The sequence below is a fragment of the Promicromonospora sp. CA-289599 genome, assembly GCF_050936155.1.
In the GTDB taxonomy this organism is placed as follows: Bacteria; Actinomycetota; Actinomycetes; order Actinomycetales; family Cellulomonadaceae; genus Promicromonospora.
On the sequence record NZ_JBNJNI010000001.1, the window covers coordinates 2,550,345 to 2,565,065 of the forward strand.

General features: G+C 70.7%; 12 protein-coding genes. 10 read left to right on the top strand and 2 right to left on the bottom strand.

The window, feature by feature from the left end; translation table 11 throughout:
* The first annotated feature begins 62 nt into the window (after positions 1–62).
* The 9 genes from ACQEVI_RS11325 to ACQEVI_RS11365 all read left to right on the top strand — a co-directional run bounded on the left by ACQEVI_RS11325 (position 63) and on the right by ACQEVI_RS11365 (position 10,781).
* Positions 63–392, top strand: coding sequence for a hypothetical protein (locus tag ACQEVI_RS11325; RefSeq protein ID WP_432898367.1), 330 nt, complete (start codon positions 63–65; stop codon positions 390–392).
* On the top strand, positions 389–1,537 hold the full coding sequence (locus tag ACQEVI_RS11330; protein ID WP_432898370.1) for a hypothetical protein: 1,149 nt from the start codon (positions 389–391) through the stop codon (positions 1,535–1,537). Before ACQEVI_RS11325 ends, ACQEVI_RS11330 begins: the two co-directional genes overlap by 4 nt.
* Before the next feature lie 12 nt (positions 1,538–1,549).
* Positions 1,550–1,849 carry a hypothetical protein gene (locus ACQEVI_RS11335; RefSeq protein ID WP_432898373.1) on the top strand — a complete coding sequence of 100 codons (300 nt, stop codon included), beginning with the start codon at positions 1,550–1,552 and terminating at the stop codon, positions 1,847–1,849.
* 112 nt (positions 1,850–1,961) lie between these two features.
* Positions 1,962–2,621: a hypothetical protein gene (locus ACQEVI_RS11340; protein WP_432898376.1), complete on the top strand. Its 660-nt coding sequence runs from the start codon at positions 1,962–1,964 to the stop codon at positions 2,619–2,621.
* Positions 2,622–2,627: 6 nt separating this feature from the next.
* Complete coding sequence (locus tag ACQEVI_RS11345; protein WP_432898379.1) at positions 2,628–5,159, top strand: ATP-binding protein; 2,532 nt, start codon at positions 2,628–2,630, stop codon at positions 5,157–5,159.
* On the top strand, positions 5,156–7,150 hold the full coding sequence (locus tag ACQEVI_RS11350; RefSeq protein WP_432898381.1) for a hypothetical protein: 1,995 nt from the start codon (positions 5,156–5,158) through the stop codon (positions 7,148–7,150). The genes ACQEVI_RS11345 and ACQEVI_RS11350 overlap by 4 nt, the downstream gene beginning before the upstream one ends.
* Positions 7,150–7,776, top strand: coding sequence for a hypothetical protein (locus ACQEVI_RS11355; protein WP_432898384.1), 627 nt, complete (start codon positions 7,150–7,152; stop codon positions 7,774–7,776). Before ACQEVI_RS11350 ends, ACQEVI_RS11355 begins: the two co-directional genes overlap by 1 nt.
* Positions 7,773–9,074, top strand: a complete 1,302-nt coding sequence (locus ACQEVI_RS11360; protein WP_432898387.1) for a M23 family metallopeptidase — start codon at positions 7,773–7,775, stop codon at positions 9,072–9,074. The genes ACQEVI_RS11355 and ACQEVI_RS11360 overlap by 4 nt, the downstream gene beginning before the upstream one ends.
* A gap of 189 nt (positions 9,075–9,263) precedes the next feature.
* Positions 9,264–10,781: a DHA2 family efflux MFS transporter permease subunit gene (locus ACQEVI_RS11365; RefSeq protein ID WP_432898390.1), complete on the top strand. Its 1,518-nt coding sequence runs from the start codon at positions 9,264–9,266 to the stop codon at positions 10,779–10,781.
* Positions 10,782–10,870: 89 nt separating this feature from the next.
* Here ACQEVI_RS11365 and ACQEVI_RS11370 read toward each other — a convergent pair whose 3' ends face one another.
* A complete protein-coding gene (locus ACQEVI_RS11370) occupies positions 10,871–12,136 on the bottom strand; it encodes an SMI1/KNR4 family protein (RefSeq protein WP_432898393.1) in 1,266 nt (421 codons plus the stop codon).
* A gap of 62 nt (positions 12,137–12,198) precedes the next feature.
* On the opposite strand from ACQEVI_RS11370, the gene ACQEVI_RS11375 reads away from it, so the two are divergent.
* On the top strand, positions 12,199–13,149 hold the full coding sequence (locus ACQEVI_RS11375; protein ID WP_432898396.1) for a ribose-phosphate diphosphokinase: 951 nt from the start codon (positions 12,199–12,201) through the stop codon (positions 13,147–13,149).
* A gap of 20 nt (positions 13,150–13,169) precedes the next feature.
* Here ACQEVI_RS11375 and ACQEVI_RS11380 read toward each other — a convergent pair whose 3' ends face one another.
* Positions 13,170–14,606 (bottom strand): CCA tRNA nucleotidyltransferase, encoded by a 1,437-nt coding sequence (locus ACQEVI_RS11380; protein WP_432898399.1) that lies wholly within the window; start codon positions 14,604–14,606, stop codon positions 13,170–13,172.
* Positions 14,607–14,721: the final 115 nt, after the last annotated feature.

The following is a 14,721-nucleotide window of genomic DNA, read 5'->3' on the forward strand; positions in this document are numbered from 1 at the left end:
ACCTGCCATTTGTGCTGAGCAGACGCAAGAGACGTAGGAGACGGAGAAACGGGAGAGGCGAGATGAGCAAGGACGAGCTCGACCAGGCGCCCGGCGCCGGACTCGGCAGCACCGACCTCGGCAGTGCGGGCGTCCGCAGTGCGGATCCCGATGCACAGGACTTCGACCACACGTGGTCGCTGCTTCGCGACACAGCCGAGGTGCACGCAGCCCGCGGTGAGGTGGCACCTCTGGTGCGCGACCTCATCGCATCCCTCTCCGAGGACCCCCTCGGCGAGGAAGACACGACCGTCCGCCTGACCGAGGCGCTCGACAGCCCTCGCGTACGCAGCGCCCGCGAGGCTCGCGAGCGCATCCGCGCGGACCTGCAGAACGAGGTGCGGACGCGATGAGCTCGGTCCTCGTGCGCCGGCGCGGCAAGAAGGCGGCCAAGCCGGCCGAGCTGCCCGCCCCGGCCGACGGCGCCTCCAGTACCGGCTCGCCCTGGGCCGGCGGACCCGACCAGCCCGCGACTCCCCCGTCGTCGGGCGGCGGAGGCGACGGCGACACCCCCCCTCCTCAGGTGGTGGAGTGGTCCAACGGGCCCGCCCTGGTGACCAAGGCCTGGGGCGCGGTGCTCGCGCTCGCGCTGCTGGCCGGGCCCGCCGCCCTGGCGTGGACCCTGCTGCGCCCCCAGCCTGCCCCCGTGTCCGCGACTGCCGGTGCGGCGAGCACCACCGAGGAGGCCGCCGCGAACGAGCGTGCGGTCGAGCTCGTGGAGACCTGGCTGCGGGCCGACAGCAACGACCAGCAGCTCCTTGCCTCCCTGACGAACGCCCCGGTCGGCTCTCTTCCCCAGACGGGCCTGACCATCCGCGACTCGTCGGTGGCGCAGATCGAGCCGGCGGACGACGACGTGTGGTCGGTGACCGTCGGCGTCGACGTCGCGGAGCCCGCGCCCGGTTCGACACCCCCGCCCGCGGGTGACGGAGCGAAGGCCGACGAGGAGACCGAGGTGCCGCTCGTCTGGGTGCGCCGCTACTTCCAGGTGCCGGTCCTGGTCGACCGCACGGACACCGAGTGGTCGGGCGCCAACCTGGCGGTGACCGCTCTCGCGTTGCCCGCCCCCGTCCCCGGGCCCGCCGCGGCCGCCGAGCCGCCGGACCTCGACTACCCCGAGACCATCTCTCCGACGTCCGCAGCCGGCCAGTCGGCCGCGGGCTTCCTCACGGCCATGATCGCCGGCGACGGCGAGATCACGCGTTACCTCCGACCCGGCACGTCGATCTCCGCGATCACCCCGGCCCCCTACACGGCGGTGACCGTGTCGGGTATCAAGGGCACGCACGAGGTCACGGACGACCCCGCCGACGGCGACGGTACGCACGCCCTGATCACCGCCGAGCTCACACGGCTCGACGGCAACAAGACCACCGCCCAGTACGTCCTCACGCTCGTTGCGCGGGACGGCCGCTGGGAGGTGGCCGGCCTCGAGCCGGCCGTCCGTATCAGCACGACGCCATCCGGCGCGATCGACTCCGGCACCGCCGGGGACTAGAAGGAGAGAACCATGATCAACGAGATTGTCATTGCCGGCGGTTTCCTCGACCTCATCACCGTCAAGTCCGAGGAGGTCAAGAGTGCTATCGAATCGGTGACCTTCGTGGTCGTCATCCTCATGGTCGTCATCACGGCGGTGAAGACCAAGATGTCGATCGCGGCGATCCTGATGTCCGCGATAGTCGGCGGCATCGTCCTGTGGCTGGTGAACGGGGGCATCACTGTCACCTCCGACCTCGCCAGGGACGAGTTCGACTCCGCTCCGGCGATCGTGAACACCCAGATCGTGGACCCGCAGACAGCACTCTGACCGTCGCTGGGGCCGACAGGGCCAGGCACATGGGCAGGATGCCGAGGGCACGACACAGGGTTGGTCAGGTGGGCGCGTTCGCGCGCCCAGCACGTGGTGAGGAGGGTGTCCGGTGACCGAGACCGCGAAGTTCTACACGAAGGCCCGCCGCATCCCCATGCTGGTGGGGAAGCTACCCAGCGGCGGGCGCATCTGGGGCGGCCCGTACACGATCACCCAGGTGGGGGCGGGCGCCGTGGTGGCGTTCGCGCTGTGGCAGACCGCCCCGTTGTGGGCGCGGCTGGGCGGCTTGATGAACGTAGTGGTCGCCGTCGGCGTGGTCGTGGGAGTCGTCTGGGCAACGGGCAAGCTCCCGAGCAGCGGGCGTAACCCCGTCGCGTTCGTCATGGACGCGATGAACCTGACCACCAGCCCAGGGCGCTTGGCGGGCGGGCAGGTCTCCCTGCCCAAGCCACGGCTGATCACCCACCGGGTGATGGTCGTGCTGCCGCGACAGACCGTCACCACGTCCCGTGGCGAGACGGCGGCCGAGCAGCTCCGGCCGGCGGCCGGGGTGCGAGCCGGAACAGTCGAGCCACAGCCCCCAGCCGTGGCCCGGCTGATCCCGACCGAGCTCCTGCCCGAGCTGACCGGGCGTGGGCCCTGGGCAGCGGCAGCGGCGACAGCAGCGGCCGGACGCAAGAACGCCGACCTCACCGGCGTCGGACAGTTGCTCGCCGGCAAGCCGCAGGACACCGACCGTACGGCCCCCACCACCCCGCGAGAGGACTGAGCCTCCATGCTGAGCCACATCTCGGCCCTGACCGACGGCCTCATGTGGACCCGCACCGGGACCGTGTGGGCGGTCTGGCGCGTGTCACCTGTGCCGTACGCATTTCAGCCCGACGACAAGAAGCACGCCGCGCGGCGGCACCACACGGCGCTCTACCGCGCGCTGCGTGGCGAGTCCCTGCACCTCGGCCTGACCGCGGCCACCGACCCGGCGTCGGTGGTGCTCTCGATGATCGAGGGCGTCGACCTGACCGAGCGCGAGGCGTGGGCAGCCGAGTGCGAGGCCACCCTCGACTTCCTCGAGCAGATCCCGATCGGACGACGCGTCCACTGGATCGCCGCGCCCCTGGCCAACCCGGGCGCGAAGGCGTTCATGGAACCGCTGCAAGCGAGCTGGACCACGCTCCAGGACACGCTGATGATGCCGCGCTCCGTGCCCGGCAGGCATCCGGTGGGCGAACGGGCGGCGCAGGCGGAGGCGCTGCGCAAGGAGATGCCCTCCGCGTTCGATCCCCGGCCGGCGACGGTCGCCGAGATGGCCTGGATGTTCGGCCACGCGCTGCAGCGTGGCCTGGGGCTGGACACCGCGGTGCCCGTCGACGGGTCCCTGGACGCCGAGATGCACCTGTCCGGGCCCTCCGTCCTGCCGTCCGCGCTGGTGGACCCCGCCGGGCAGACCGACTCCGAGAAGAAGCTGGGCCCGCTGCAGATCCTGAAGCGGCCCTACGTCAAGGTGATCGACCCGACCAACCCCGAGCTCGCCTCGTACCAGACGACGCTCGTGGTGAGCGATACGCCGTCGGGCGGGATCGTGTACCCGGGCTGCGAGTGGATCGGGCGCGTCGACGAGTCGGGTGTGCCCTGCGACTGGGCGATCCGCATGACCGTGCGGTCCCGCGACGAGGTGACCAACCGCAACCGGCGCGCGGTGCGCACGCTGAACGACCAGTTCGACCAGCGCTCCGAGGAGGAACGCGCCGGATCCTCCCTGGACACGACCGCACGGGCGCTCGGCGAGTACCAGGCGGTGATGGACGCGGACGAGCTCGAGGTAGAGGTCGACGCCACCACCATGTTCACGGTCTCCGGCCACACCCCCGAGCAGGCGCTCGACGACGCCCGCGACCTGACCAAGTACTTCGCCGCGATGCAGTTCTCGCTGCGCACGGACCCCACGATCCAGCCGACGCTGTTCGACGCCACCCTCCCGGGCATGCCGACGCCCCGCGCGGTTCGGGAGTACTCGCAGATCACTACCGCGCGGGCGTTCTCGGCGGCGGTGCCGTTCGCCACGACGGAGCTCGGGGACACCTCCGGCGCGCTGTTCGCCCTGGAGATCTCGAACGGGGCCGCACGGCCGAACCCGGTCTTCGTGAACCTGGCGGGCGCGACGGACAAGCTCGACGTCGCGCTGGCGATGGGATTCGTGGGCGAGCTGGGCGCGGGCAAGTCGGTCAGCATGAAGACGGTGGCCATGGACAACGTCGACATGGGTGCCACGCTCATGGCGGTCGACCACACCGAGATGGGCGAGTGGGGTGTCGCCGTCTCGGAGATCCCGGGCTCCCAGGTGGTCGAGATCTCCGAGGACGCCACGGTCTCCATGGACCCGCTGCGGATCCTGCCACCGGCCCAGGCACCCCGTGTCGCCCGGGCCTTCATCACCGTGCTGCTGTCGGTGCAGACCAAGTCCGAGCAGAACGTGCTGCTGTCCAAGGTGCTCCAGACCGAGTACATGTGGCGGCACAAGATCACCTCGCTCGGCTCGCTCGCCCGGCACCTCGAGGAGGACTGCGAGTACCCGGGCGCCCGGATGCTCGCCGACGAGATGCGGATCTTCTCCGAGCTCGACTTCGGCCGCGCCCTCTTCGACGACTCGCTGCCGCCGCTCGACCTGAGCTCGCCGGCGATAGTGCTGCACACCCACAAGATGCAGCTGCCCTCGAAGGCCGACATGGAGCACGGGCACCTGTTCGCGGAGCTCAAGGCCGAGAAGGTGTTCGGCCGGGCCACGTTCGCGCTGATCGCCGCTCTGGCCAGGTACCGCTGCTTCGCCAACCGCTCCCGGCTCGACATCTTCGCCGCCGACGAGGCGTCCAAGACGATGTCGTCGCCCGAGGCGGCCGAGGAGATCGGCATGTTCATCCGGGACGGCCGCAAGCACAAGGCCGCCCTGCTGCTCGGCAGCCACGACGCGGAGGAGGACTTCGGCAACGAGGTGGTCCGCGGACTGATCCCGTTCCGCGTGCTCCTGCGCCACCGGGACGCCAACCTCGCGCGCCGCGGCCTGCGCTGGCTCCACGGGCTGCCCGTGGGCGCCCCGGTCGACGAAGGACTCGTCAAGCTCGTCACCGAGGGCACCGCCCCGGTGACCGACGCCGCCGTCGGCGTGACGGAGGAGCGGCGGGGCGAGTGCCTCATCCGCGACTTCCAGGCCCGGTACGGCCGGGCCAAGGTCATGGCGCCGTTGGTGGAGTCACGGGCGCAGACCGTCAAGACCACGCCGACGAGCTCCACGGGCGCGGTGATCGGGTCATGATCCGGCTGGCGCCGCTCTCGGCAGCGGCTGATCCAGGCGGTGGGCTGAACCTGGAGGACACCCAGGGTGTGAACATCGACCGGTTCATGCTCCAGTGGGACACGGGTTCGCCGTGGAACCCGCTGAACGTCGACTCCGAGATCTTCTCGACCCTCGCCGGCATGTTCTGGGTCTGGTACCGGGACATGGTCGCCGTGCAGATCTGGGTGCTCGACTGGGTCCTCGGCATGGACTGGCTCGGCTACATCCTGGCGCCGCTCGCGGGGCTGAGCATCATCATCCAGGGCATGATCGCGCAGATCGGCCTGCTCAACCTGATGCTGATCATCCTGGCGTTCGTGGTGGGCTTCTGGCTGCTCAAGGGCCGGTACGCGGGCGGGTTCATGGAGCTGTTGATCGGCTGCCTGATCGCCGCCCTGGCCACGGGATTCCTCGCCAACCCGATGGCGACCATCGGCGGTGAGCAGGGCGTCATCATGCAGTCGCGGAACGCCGGCATGGACATCGCCACCGGTTTCGCGACGGAGGGTGCCTCGTTCGAGCGTGACTCGACGGTGATCCGCGAGGGTCTCAAGGGCCAGCTCGTGGACACCCTGCTCCGCGCGCCGCACCAGATCATCAACTACGGCACGGTCATCGACGGCACGGGCTGCGAGGACACCTACACCGAGAACGTCGGCCGGGAGAACGCGGTCGAGGCGATCGGTGGCTGTGACGAGGCCTACCAGGAGGCGGCGTCCACCGTCGACGCCGGCACCGTCGTCTCGACGCTCAGCCTGCTCACCACCGGCTTCGTGTTCCTGCTGCTGTCCGTGGTGATCGTCGGCGGCACCATCTTCGCGGTGCTGCTGCTGGGCTGGTCGGCGATCAAGCTGCTGTGGCAGCTCCCCGTCGGCGTCATCTCCAGCGGGACCCGCGCCCAGCTGTTCCGCACGTTCGCGAGCGTGGCATTCGGCGCGGTCCTGGTGGCCATGGCCACGATGTTCCTGGTCGCGTGGATGAGGATGCTGCTCGGCTTCTACGACGCCACGAGCGGTCTACCGTTCCTGGTGCGGCTGTACCTGTTCAACACGCTGGTCATCGCGGGCGCCGTCTTCTACGTGCTCATGGGCGCCAGCGTTCGCCAGGCCCTGCGCGGCCTCGCCGACAAGCTCGCGGCAGCCGGCGTCCCCTCCCAGGTGGGCGAGCCCGCCGCGATGCCGTGGGACGGCACCGCGAAGTGGCGCGACCGCTACAACAAGGCGAGGGAGTGGGCGGGCGTCGGCATCGGGCCCGCTCCGGTCAAACCGAACGGCGACGGCGTCAAGATCGACGGCAACGACATACAGGCCGCCGGCCCGTCCGCCATGGACGGGACTCCTGGTGGCGGGCCGGTCGGCAGCTCGGCGGGCGGCAACGGGGGTACGTCGAACGGCGCGCCGGGCGACGACAACCGCACGGTCCCCATCCCTGTGGGCGCCGCCGGACAACCGGTGGGGCCCGATGGCACCCCGGCCGACAGGGACGGCAGCGGCAACGCCTGGACCAGTGCGGCGCGCACCGCCCAGGACGGATCGCCCGACGGCGGACGTGCGGGCACCGATCCGTTGCCGGACGGGACGAACGCCGGTGAGAAGCCGTCCAACGAGCCCGGCCCGCACCTTCCGCCGACCGCCGGCGAGCGCCTCAGCGACCGGCTGGGCGGCGCACGCCGCACGGGGACGTCGGTGGCGCTGCAGGCGGGGGCGATGGTCGCGAGCGGTGGCACGTCCAGCGCAGCCGTCGGCGCCTCCAAGGCGCTCAGCGTGGTGCAGAAGGCCCGCCAGGCCAAGCAGGCGCTCGGCGCCGCGCGCGGTCTGGGCAAACGGGGTGAGCGGTCGAAGAGCGCCGCCCGGCTGGCCCAGTCGTTCAACGCGGCACGTCAGGGTGGGGCGCCGCAGGCCGGCGGGCCGCAGCCGTCGGCGATCGTCCACAACCCCGGCCGCCGTCAGATGCGAGGGCTGGGCCGCTGATGAAACGTGTAGTCATCGTGGTGATCACGGTGGTCGCTCTCGCGATCGGGACCTGGATCGGCTGGCCGCGCGAAGGCGGCTTCGTCGACCCGACCGCGCAGGAGAGTGACGGTGTCGTCACGCCCAGGGGGCAGGACGACTTCACGAATCCCGAGGGCTCGCCCGAGAACGACACGGGCGAGGTGACCGCTACCGAGGAGGTCGAGGGCGAGCCGGGGGCCGGCGACCCCGCCGTGGAGGTGACCGCCGAACCGGAGTTCGACGAGACGGCGCCCAGCGAGCCGGTCGAGGCGATCTGGGACGAGACGGTCCGGACAGCGGCCCGCGAGGCGGCGCTCGCGACGATCACCGCGTTCGCGACGACCGATCAGGCCGCGGACGCCTGGTGGGCGGACCTGAAGCCACTGCTCACCCCGCAGGCCCGGCCCGTCTACCAGGACGTGGACCCCCGGCTCGTGCCGGTCACCGAGGTGACCGGCGACCCCGAGGTCACCGACGAGACGTCGACGCTGCTCGCCGAGGTCGCGGTACCGACGGACATCGGTCCCTACACGGTGCTCCTGACCCGGGCCGACGGCGCAGCGCCCTGGCTCGCCGAGCAGATCAGGCCGCCGGAGGGATCGTGAACGGGCAGGGCGCCGCCCGGATCGCGACGCGTGCTGTGTCACAGGCCGTCCGGTCCGGAGGCGGGCGGCCTGGCAGAGGCAGGAAGAAGGACGATCCGACCAGGCGCGCGGTGCTGGTGCTGGCGGTACTGGTCGCCGCCGTCATGGCGGTGCCTGCGGCGGTGATCGCGATGGTCGTGCTCGTGGGCGGCGCGGTGAGCGAGAACCAGTCGCAGAACGGCTGCAGCATGTCGGCCTCGGTCGTGCCCGCGGGCGGTCAGGCGACGTCGGCCGGCGGCTTCACGGGTGAGCAGCTGCAGAACGCGACGGTGATCCTGCAGGTGGGCCAGGACCGCGGGGTGCCTGCCCGCGCCCAGGCCATCGCGGTGATGACGGCGCTCGGCGAGTCCGGCATGCGCAACCTGTCCTACGGCGACGACCGGTTCGGGGTGCGCAACCCCGACGGCACGCTCACGTCGTCGATAGGCATGTTCCAGGAGCAGAAGTGGTACGGGACCGTCGAGGAGCGCCTCGACCCCGTGCAGTCGTCGGGCCGGTACTACGACCGACTGCTCGCGGTCACCGGCTGGGAGACGATGGAGCCGACGCTCGCCGCGCACAAGGCACAGCGCAACGCCGACCCGTACCACTACCAGAAGTACTGGGACCAGGCGCTCCAGGTCATCCAGCTCGTCAGCGGGGCGGACAAGCAGGACCTCGCGGCGCTTTCGCAGTCCATCCAGGGCGCGGCGGCCGGCGCGCCGTGCATGACCGGCTCGGTCGGGCACGCCGCCGTCGGCGCCGGTGGCTGGGCCAACCCGGCGGTCGGCTCCAAGGCGTCGGGGTTCGGGCCGCGCAGCACGGGCATCGTCGGTGCGTCGACCTATCACCTGGGCCAGGACATCGCCGCGTCCTGCGGAACGCAGGTGTACGCGGCCGCAGCGGGACGCGTGGTGATCTCCGGAGCGACCGGTTGGGGCACCGGCAACACGATCCGCATCGAGCACGGGCTGGGCCTCGACTCGACGTACGGCCACCTGCTCACCGGCACCAACCTGGTGCGGGTCGGCGAGACGGTGCAGGCCGGGCAGCAGATCGCGTCGATGGGCGGCGACTCGCGCATCGACCCGGCGGGTGCGGGCACGTCGTCCGGCTGCCACCTCCACTACGAGGTGCGGGTCAACGGCCAGGCGGTGGACCCCGAGCCGTTCATGGCCGCGCAGGGCGTGACGCTCGGTGTTGCCGCGGCAGTCACGGAGTCGGTATCCCCCGGAGACGCGACGGACTCAGGGGAGCCGGCGGACGCGGCGGGAAGCTGACGTCTCGGCGACCGAGCGAACGACCGCGGGCAGAATCGATGACTTCTGCTGTCCGCAGACGTCGGTAGAAAAGAGGTCGCGATCATCGGAGGGAATACCCGACGATGTTCCGGCGTCGTTCAGACGTAGGTCGTGTGCAAAGTCGCTCTCGATCTCGGCCCGCGCGCACCGTACCGAGAGGGCAAGCCCATGAGTACCGACATCATCGACACATCCGACCACCTGACGGAACCACCTGCCACACCGCCCGCTGCGGGCGACGAGATCGCACCCACCCGCACCGACAAGCTGGCTCCCGGCCACTTCCGCGCCATAGCGCTGCTCATGGCGAGCGCCTTCACGGTGATCCTCAACGAGACCACCATGTCGGTTGCGCTGCCGCCGATCATGGCGGACCTCGGCATCACGGCCACGACCGGCCAGTGGCTCACCACCGCGTTCATGCTGACGATGGCCGTGGTCATCCCGGCGACCGGGTTCCTCATCAACCGGCTGGGCACGCGCGGTGCCTACCTGCTGGCTATGGCCCTGTTCACGGCGGGCACCGCCCTGGCGCTGATCGCGCCGAGCTTCGCGATCCTGGTGACCGGCCGCGTGGTCCAGGCGACGGGCACGGCGATCATGATGCCGCTGCTCATGACGACGATCATGACGATCGTGCCCTCGCACATGCGGGGACGCATCATGGGTAACGTCACGCTGGTGATCGCGCTGGCCCCGGCGCTCGGCCCGGCGATGTCGGGGGGCGTCATGGAGTTCCTGGGCTGGCGCGGGGTGTTCGGCGTCGTGCTGCCGATCTCGGCGCTCGCGCTCGTGGCGGGCATCCTCTGGATCCGCGATGTGTCCGACAAGGACGAGCACCACCTCGACCCGCTGTCCCTGCTGCTCGCGCTGGTCGCGTTCGGCGGGATGGTGTGGGGCCTGTCAGGCCTGGGCGAGGCGTCGCAGCACGCCACCGCGATCAACCCGTGGATCCCGCTCGGCATAGGCATCGCGGTGCTCGGCCTGTTCATCTGGCGGCAGATCGCCCGGCAGCGCACCGACTCCGCGCTGCTCGACCTACGGACGTTCCTCGAGTCCAACTTCCGCGTCGCGGTCGCCATCATGGCGGTCGCGATGATGGCGATGTTCGGCACCCTGATCGTGCTGCCGCTCGTCCTGCAGGAGGCCCTGGGGCTGGAGCCGTGGGCCGTGGGCCTCATCATGCTGCCGGGCGGTGTCGCGATGGGCGTGCTCGGCCCGATCGTCGGCCGGTGGTACGACCGGTTCGGCGCGCGGCCGATCCTGATCCCCGCCACCGCGGTGGTCACCGTGGGGATCGGCATGTTCGCCTTCATCTCCACCACGACGTCGATCTTCTACATCCTCGGCGCGCACATCCTGCTGATGGTCGGCCTGGCCTCGGTGTTCACGCCGCTGTTCAGCGCCGCGCTCGGGGTCCTCAAGCCGCACCAGTACTCGCACGGTTCGGCCACGATCAACACGGTGCAGCAGGTGGCCGGTGCCGCCGGTACCGCGCTGTTCATCGCGATCATGACCATCCACTCCGCCTCCCTGACCGCGGCGGGTGCGTCCGACGCGGAGGGCATGGCCGGCGGTGCCGGCCTGGCCTTCGGGATCGGCGCCGGTGTGATGGCGCTGACCATCGGGCTGGCGACGATGATCAAGCGCACGGAGTCCGACGGCGAGTTCAGCGGCGGTCACTGACCCGGCAGGGTAGGTGCCGCGGGCTTGCGGAGGGCGGGAATCCGGTACCGGGTTCCCGCCCTCTTCGCGTCCCGGTCGGTCCGCGCGCCCTACCGGTCGAAGATCCGGTCGAGCAGACCTTTTCGCTCGGGGCGGGTCAGGCGGGTGACCTCTACGGGCTCCAGACCGCGCAGGTCGAGCAGCCGGTTCGCGGTCGCGATCGACTCGGTCAGGGCCGGCGGGCGGGCCAGGTCGGGGACCAGGCCGGCTGCCTTGAGCGTGTCCGGCACCGTCCCGGCATCGAGTCGCTCGGTCCAGCCGTCCGGATCGAGGTTCAGGAACTCCGGCCCTGGCTGGTCGACCACCGGCTGCTCGGGGTCCCGCTGGTCGAGCTTGTCGAGACCTGGTTCCGCCGGGCTCTCCGTCCGCCCGACGAGCAGCGCCGCCAGGCTCTCCGCCCGGTACACCGCCCCGGCCCGCATCTCGTGGTCGAGCAGCAGGATCTGTCCGACGTGCCCGTTCACCCCCGGTGCGAGATCGGCGGCGTAGACGTTCCCGGCGCCGTCGGTCCCTACGGGGAACCAGAGCGGTGAGCCGATCACCGACTGCACCCGGCCCGACGGATCCTCGGCGGCGAACGTACCGGCGTCGGCGGTCCAGGTACTGAAGCGCTCGGCAGGCAGGAAAGCCTCCCGGAGAAAGCTGCCGCTCAGGGGCACTATCTCGAACCCGCCGAACCCGTCCTCCTCTGGCGCGAGCTTCAGGTTCCCCGAACCTGCTGACGCATACAGCGCCCGCACCTCGTCGGGCAGGTGCGATCCCGCGGGCAGCTGCGCTTCGGCGGCGGCCAGCTCGTCAGGTGACGCGCCGACGGCGTCGGGCATCCGCTCGGCGATGACACGCGCCACGGCATCCGGGTCGGCCGACGGTGCGGCGGCGGCGTCCGGTGGCGGCACTATCGTCGCGAGGTACTGCGCCGGGAGCGTTCCCGCTTCCAGCACGACCTCGAGGATCGGCGTGACCGGCCCCGGGACGACGTTCGACGGCAGCGTGACGAGCTCTACCGCATCGCCGTCAGGGCGACGGGCGGCGACTACCCGCACGACCTGCTCGCCGTCCGGCGTGAGCTCGGCGAGCGCGCGCAGTGCGTCGTCGAGATCTGCCTTCGGGCCTCGGCCACCGGTCCGGGCGGCCTCGCGCGCGAGCTTGCGGTAGTGGTCGCGGCGGAGGTCGGCGTCGCCGTCGTCGAGGTAGGTGCCCTGCCAGGCGCCACGGCCGACGGTGCCGACGAACTCGCTCACGTCCGTCCCGGGCGGAGCGGAGCGACGCAGCGCGTCGATGAACGGTTCCCAGGTCTGCCAGTCGGTGAGGCTCACCGACCACATGATGCCGTCTTGCTGCTGGGCACGTCGGCTCGACGTTCCGTAGACTTCCAGCCATGGCCGAGGTACGGGTCTTCGCGGGTACCGGGGGTCAGCGCTTCGCTCGCGAGATGTGCGCTGATCTCGACGTCGCGCTGAGCCCGATCAACCTCCAGCGTTTCGCCAACGACTGCCTGCAGGTCCAGCTGCTGGAGAACTGTCGCGAGCGCGACGTCTACCTGGTGCAGCCCATAGCGCGCCCCACGCAGGAGAACCTGATGGAGCTCCTGCTGATGATCGACGCCGCCAAGGGCGCCTCGGCCGGCCGGATCACCGCCGTCATGCCGCACTTCGCGTACGCACGGTCAGACAAGAAGGACGCGCCGCGCATCTCTGTCGGCGGCCGCCTCGTCGCGGACCTGCTGGAGACGGCAGGTGTGGACCGCATCCTCACGATGACGCTGCACGCACCGCAGGTGCAGGCGTTCTTCCGGGTGCCGACCGATCAGCTCAACGCGCTCCGCGAGCTCGCGGCACACTTTCTGCCGAGCGACCTCTCCAAGGCCACTGTGGTCTCCCCCGACCTCGGCAACGCGAAGAGCGCGTCGGCGTTCGCCAAGATGCTGGGTGTCCCGGTCGCGGCGGCCGCGAAGGAGCGCTTCGACGGCGACCGGGTCGAGATCACGTCCCTGATCGGCGACGTCACGGGCCGCGACATCATCGTGCTCGACGACGAGATAGCCAACGGGTCGACGATCGTCGCCATCCTCGACCTGCTCCGTGAGCACGGCGCACGCAGCGTGCGGATCGCCTGCACGCACGGGATCTTCGCCAACGACGCGGTCCACCGCATCGCCGCCGACCCCGACGTGGTCGAGATCGTCACCACCAACACGGTGCCGTCGACCGGGCTGCTGGCCCACGACAAGCTGACGGTGATCAGCGTCGCGCCGGCGTTCGCCGAAGCGGTGCGCCGCATCCACAGCGGCGAGTCGGTAAGCGCCCTCTTCGACCCGACCCACGTCTGACACCTGGGCCCTTCGGCGAGCTACCGCTCCGCCCACCACTTCTTCAGCTCTTCCGTCGCCGCTTCCTCGCCCAGCGGGCCGCGCTCCATCCGCAGACCCAGCAGGTACTTGTAAGCCTCGCCCACCTCACGCGATGGCGAGATCCCGAGGATCCTCATGATCTGCGTCCCGTCCAGGTCGGGGCGGATCGCGTCGATCTCCTCCTGCTCACGCAGCGCGGAGATCCGGTCCTCCAGGTCCGTGTACGCGTCGGACAGCCGCTTGGCCTTCCGCTTGTTGCGAGTCGTCGAGTCGGCACGGGTGAGACGGTGCAGCCGCTCGAGGAGCGGACCGGCGTCGGTCACGTAGCGGCGGACGGCGGAGTCCGTCCATGCGCCTTCCCCGTACCCGTGGAACCGCAGGTGCAGTTCTACGAGGCGCGAGACGTCCTTGACCACCTGCTTCTCGAACTTGAGGGCCTTGAGCCGCTTGGCGGTGAGCTTGGCCCCGACGACCTCGTGGTGGTGAAAGCTGACGCCGCCGCCGGGCTCGAAGCGGCGAGTGGCCGGCTTGCCGATGTCGTGCAGCAGCGAGGCCAGGCGCAGCACCAGGTCCGGTGCCGGCACGGCGCCGTCGGGGCCGGTCTCCTGGGCGATCGCCTGCTCCAGCACGGTGAGCGAGTGCTGGTAGACGTCCTTGTGCCGGTGGTGCTCGTCGATCTCGAGCTGGAGCGCGGGCAGCTCGGGCAGCACCTGCTCGGCAAGGCCTGTGTCGACGAGGACCTCGAGACCTGCCCGCGGGTTGTCGCTCAGCAGCAGCTTGGTGATCTCCGCCTGCACCCGCTCGGCCGAGACGATCTCGATCCGCTCAGCCATCGCGACCAGCGCGGCGAGCGTCCCTGGTTCCACGTGAAACGAGAGCTGGGCCGCGAACCGGGCGGCGCGCATCATGCGCAGCGGGTCGTCGTCGAACGAGCGCTCGGGGGCGATGGGCGTGCGCAGCACCCCTGCCGCGAGGTCGCTCAGGCCGTTGAACGGATCCACGAACGTCAGGTCGGGCACACGCACGGCCATCGCGTTCACGGTGAAGTCGCGGCGCGACAGGTCCCCGTCGAGCGAGTCCCCGAACTCGACCAGCGGCTTGCGCGACGCCGGGTCGTACTTGTCGGTCCGGTACGTCGTCACCTCGACGACGACGTCCCCGCGCCGCGCGCCGATGGTGCCGAACTCCCGACCGATGTCCCAGTTCGAGTCGCCCCAGCGCGCGAGGATCTTCTGCGTCTGGTTCGGGGAGGCCGACGTCGCGAAGTCCAGGTCGTTGCTCGCCCGACCCAGGAACGCGTCCCGAACCGGACCACCGACCAGCGAGAGCTCGTGCCCGGCGGCGCGGAACTGGTCGCCCAGCTCGAGCGCGGCGGGCGCCATCTCGGTCAGCACGCCGAGCGCGCGCCGCAACAGATCCTGCTCAGGGGTAGACACAGCCCAAGATTCTCCCAGACGCGGCCGGGCAACACTCACCGCAAGATCACCCGCACCGCCAAACGAGGTCCTGGCGTCCGAACCCGTGCCCGAAACCGCCCGCACCCCTGCTCCT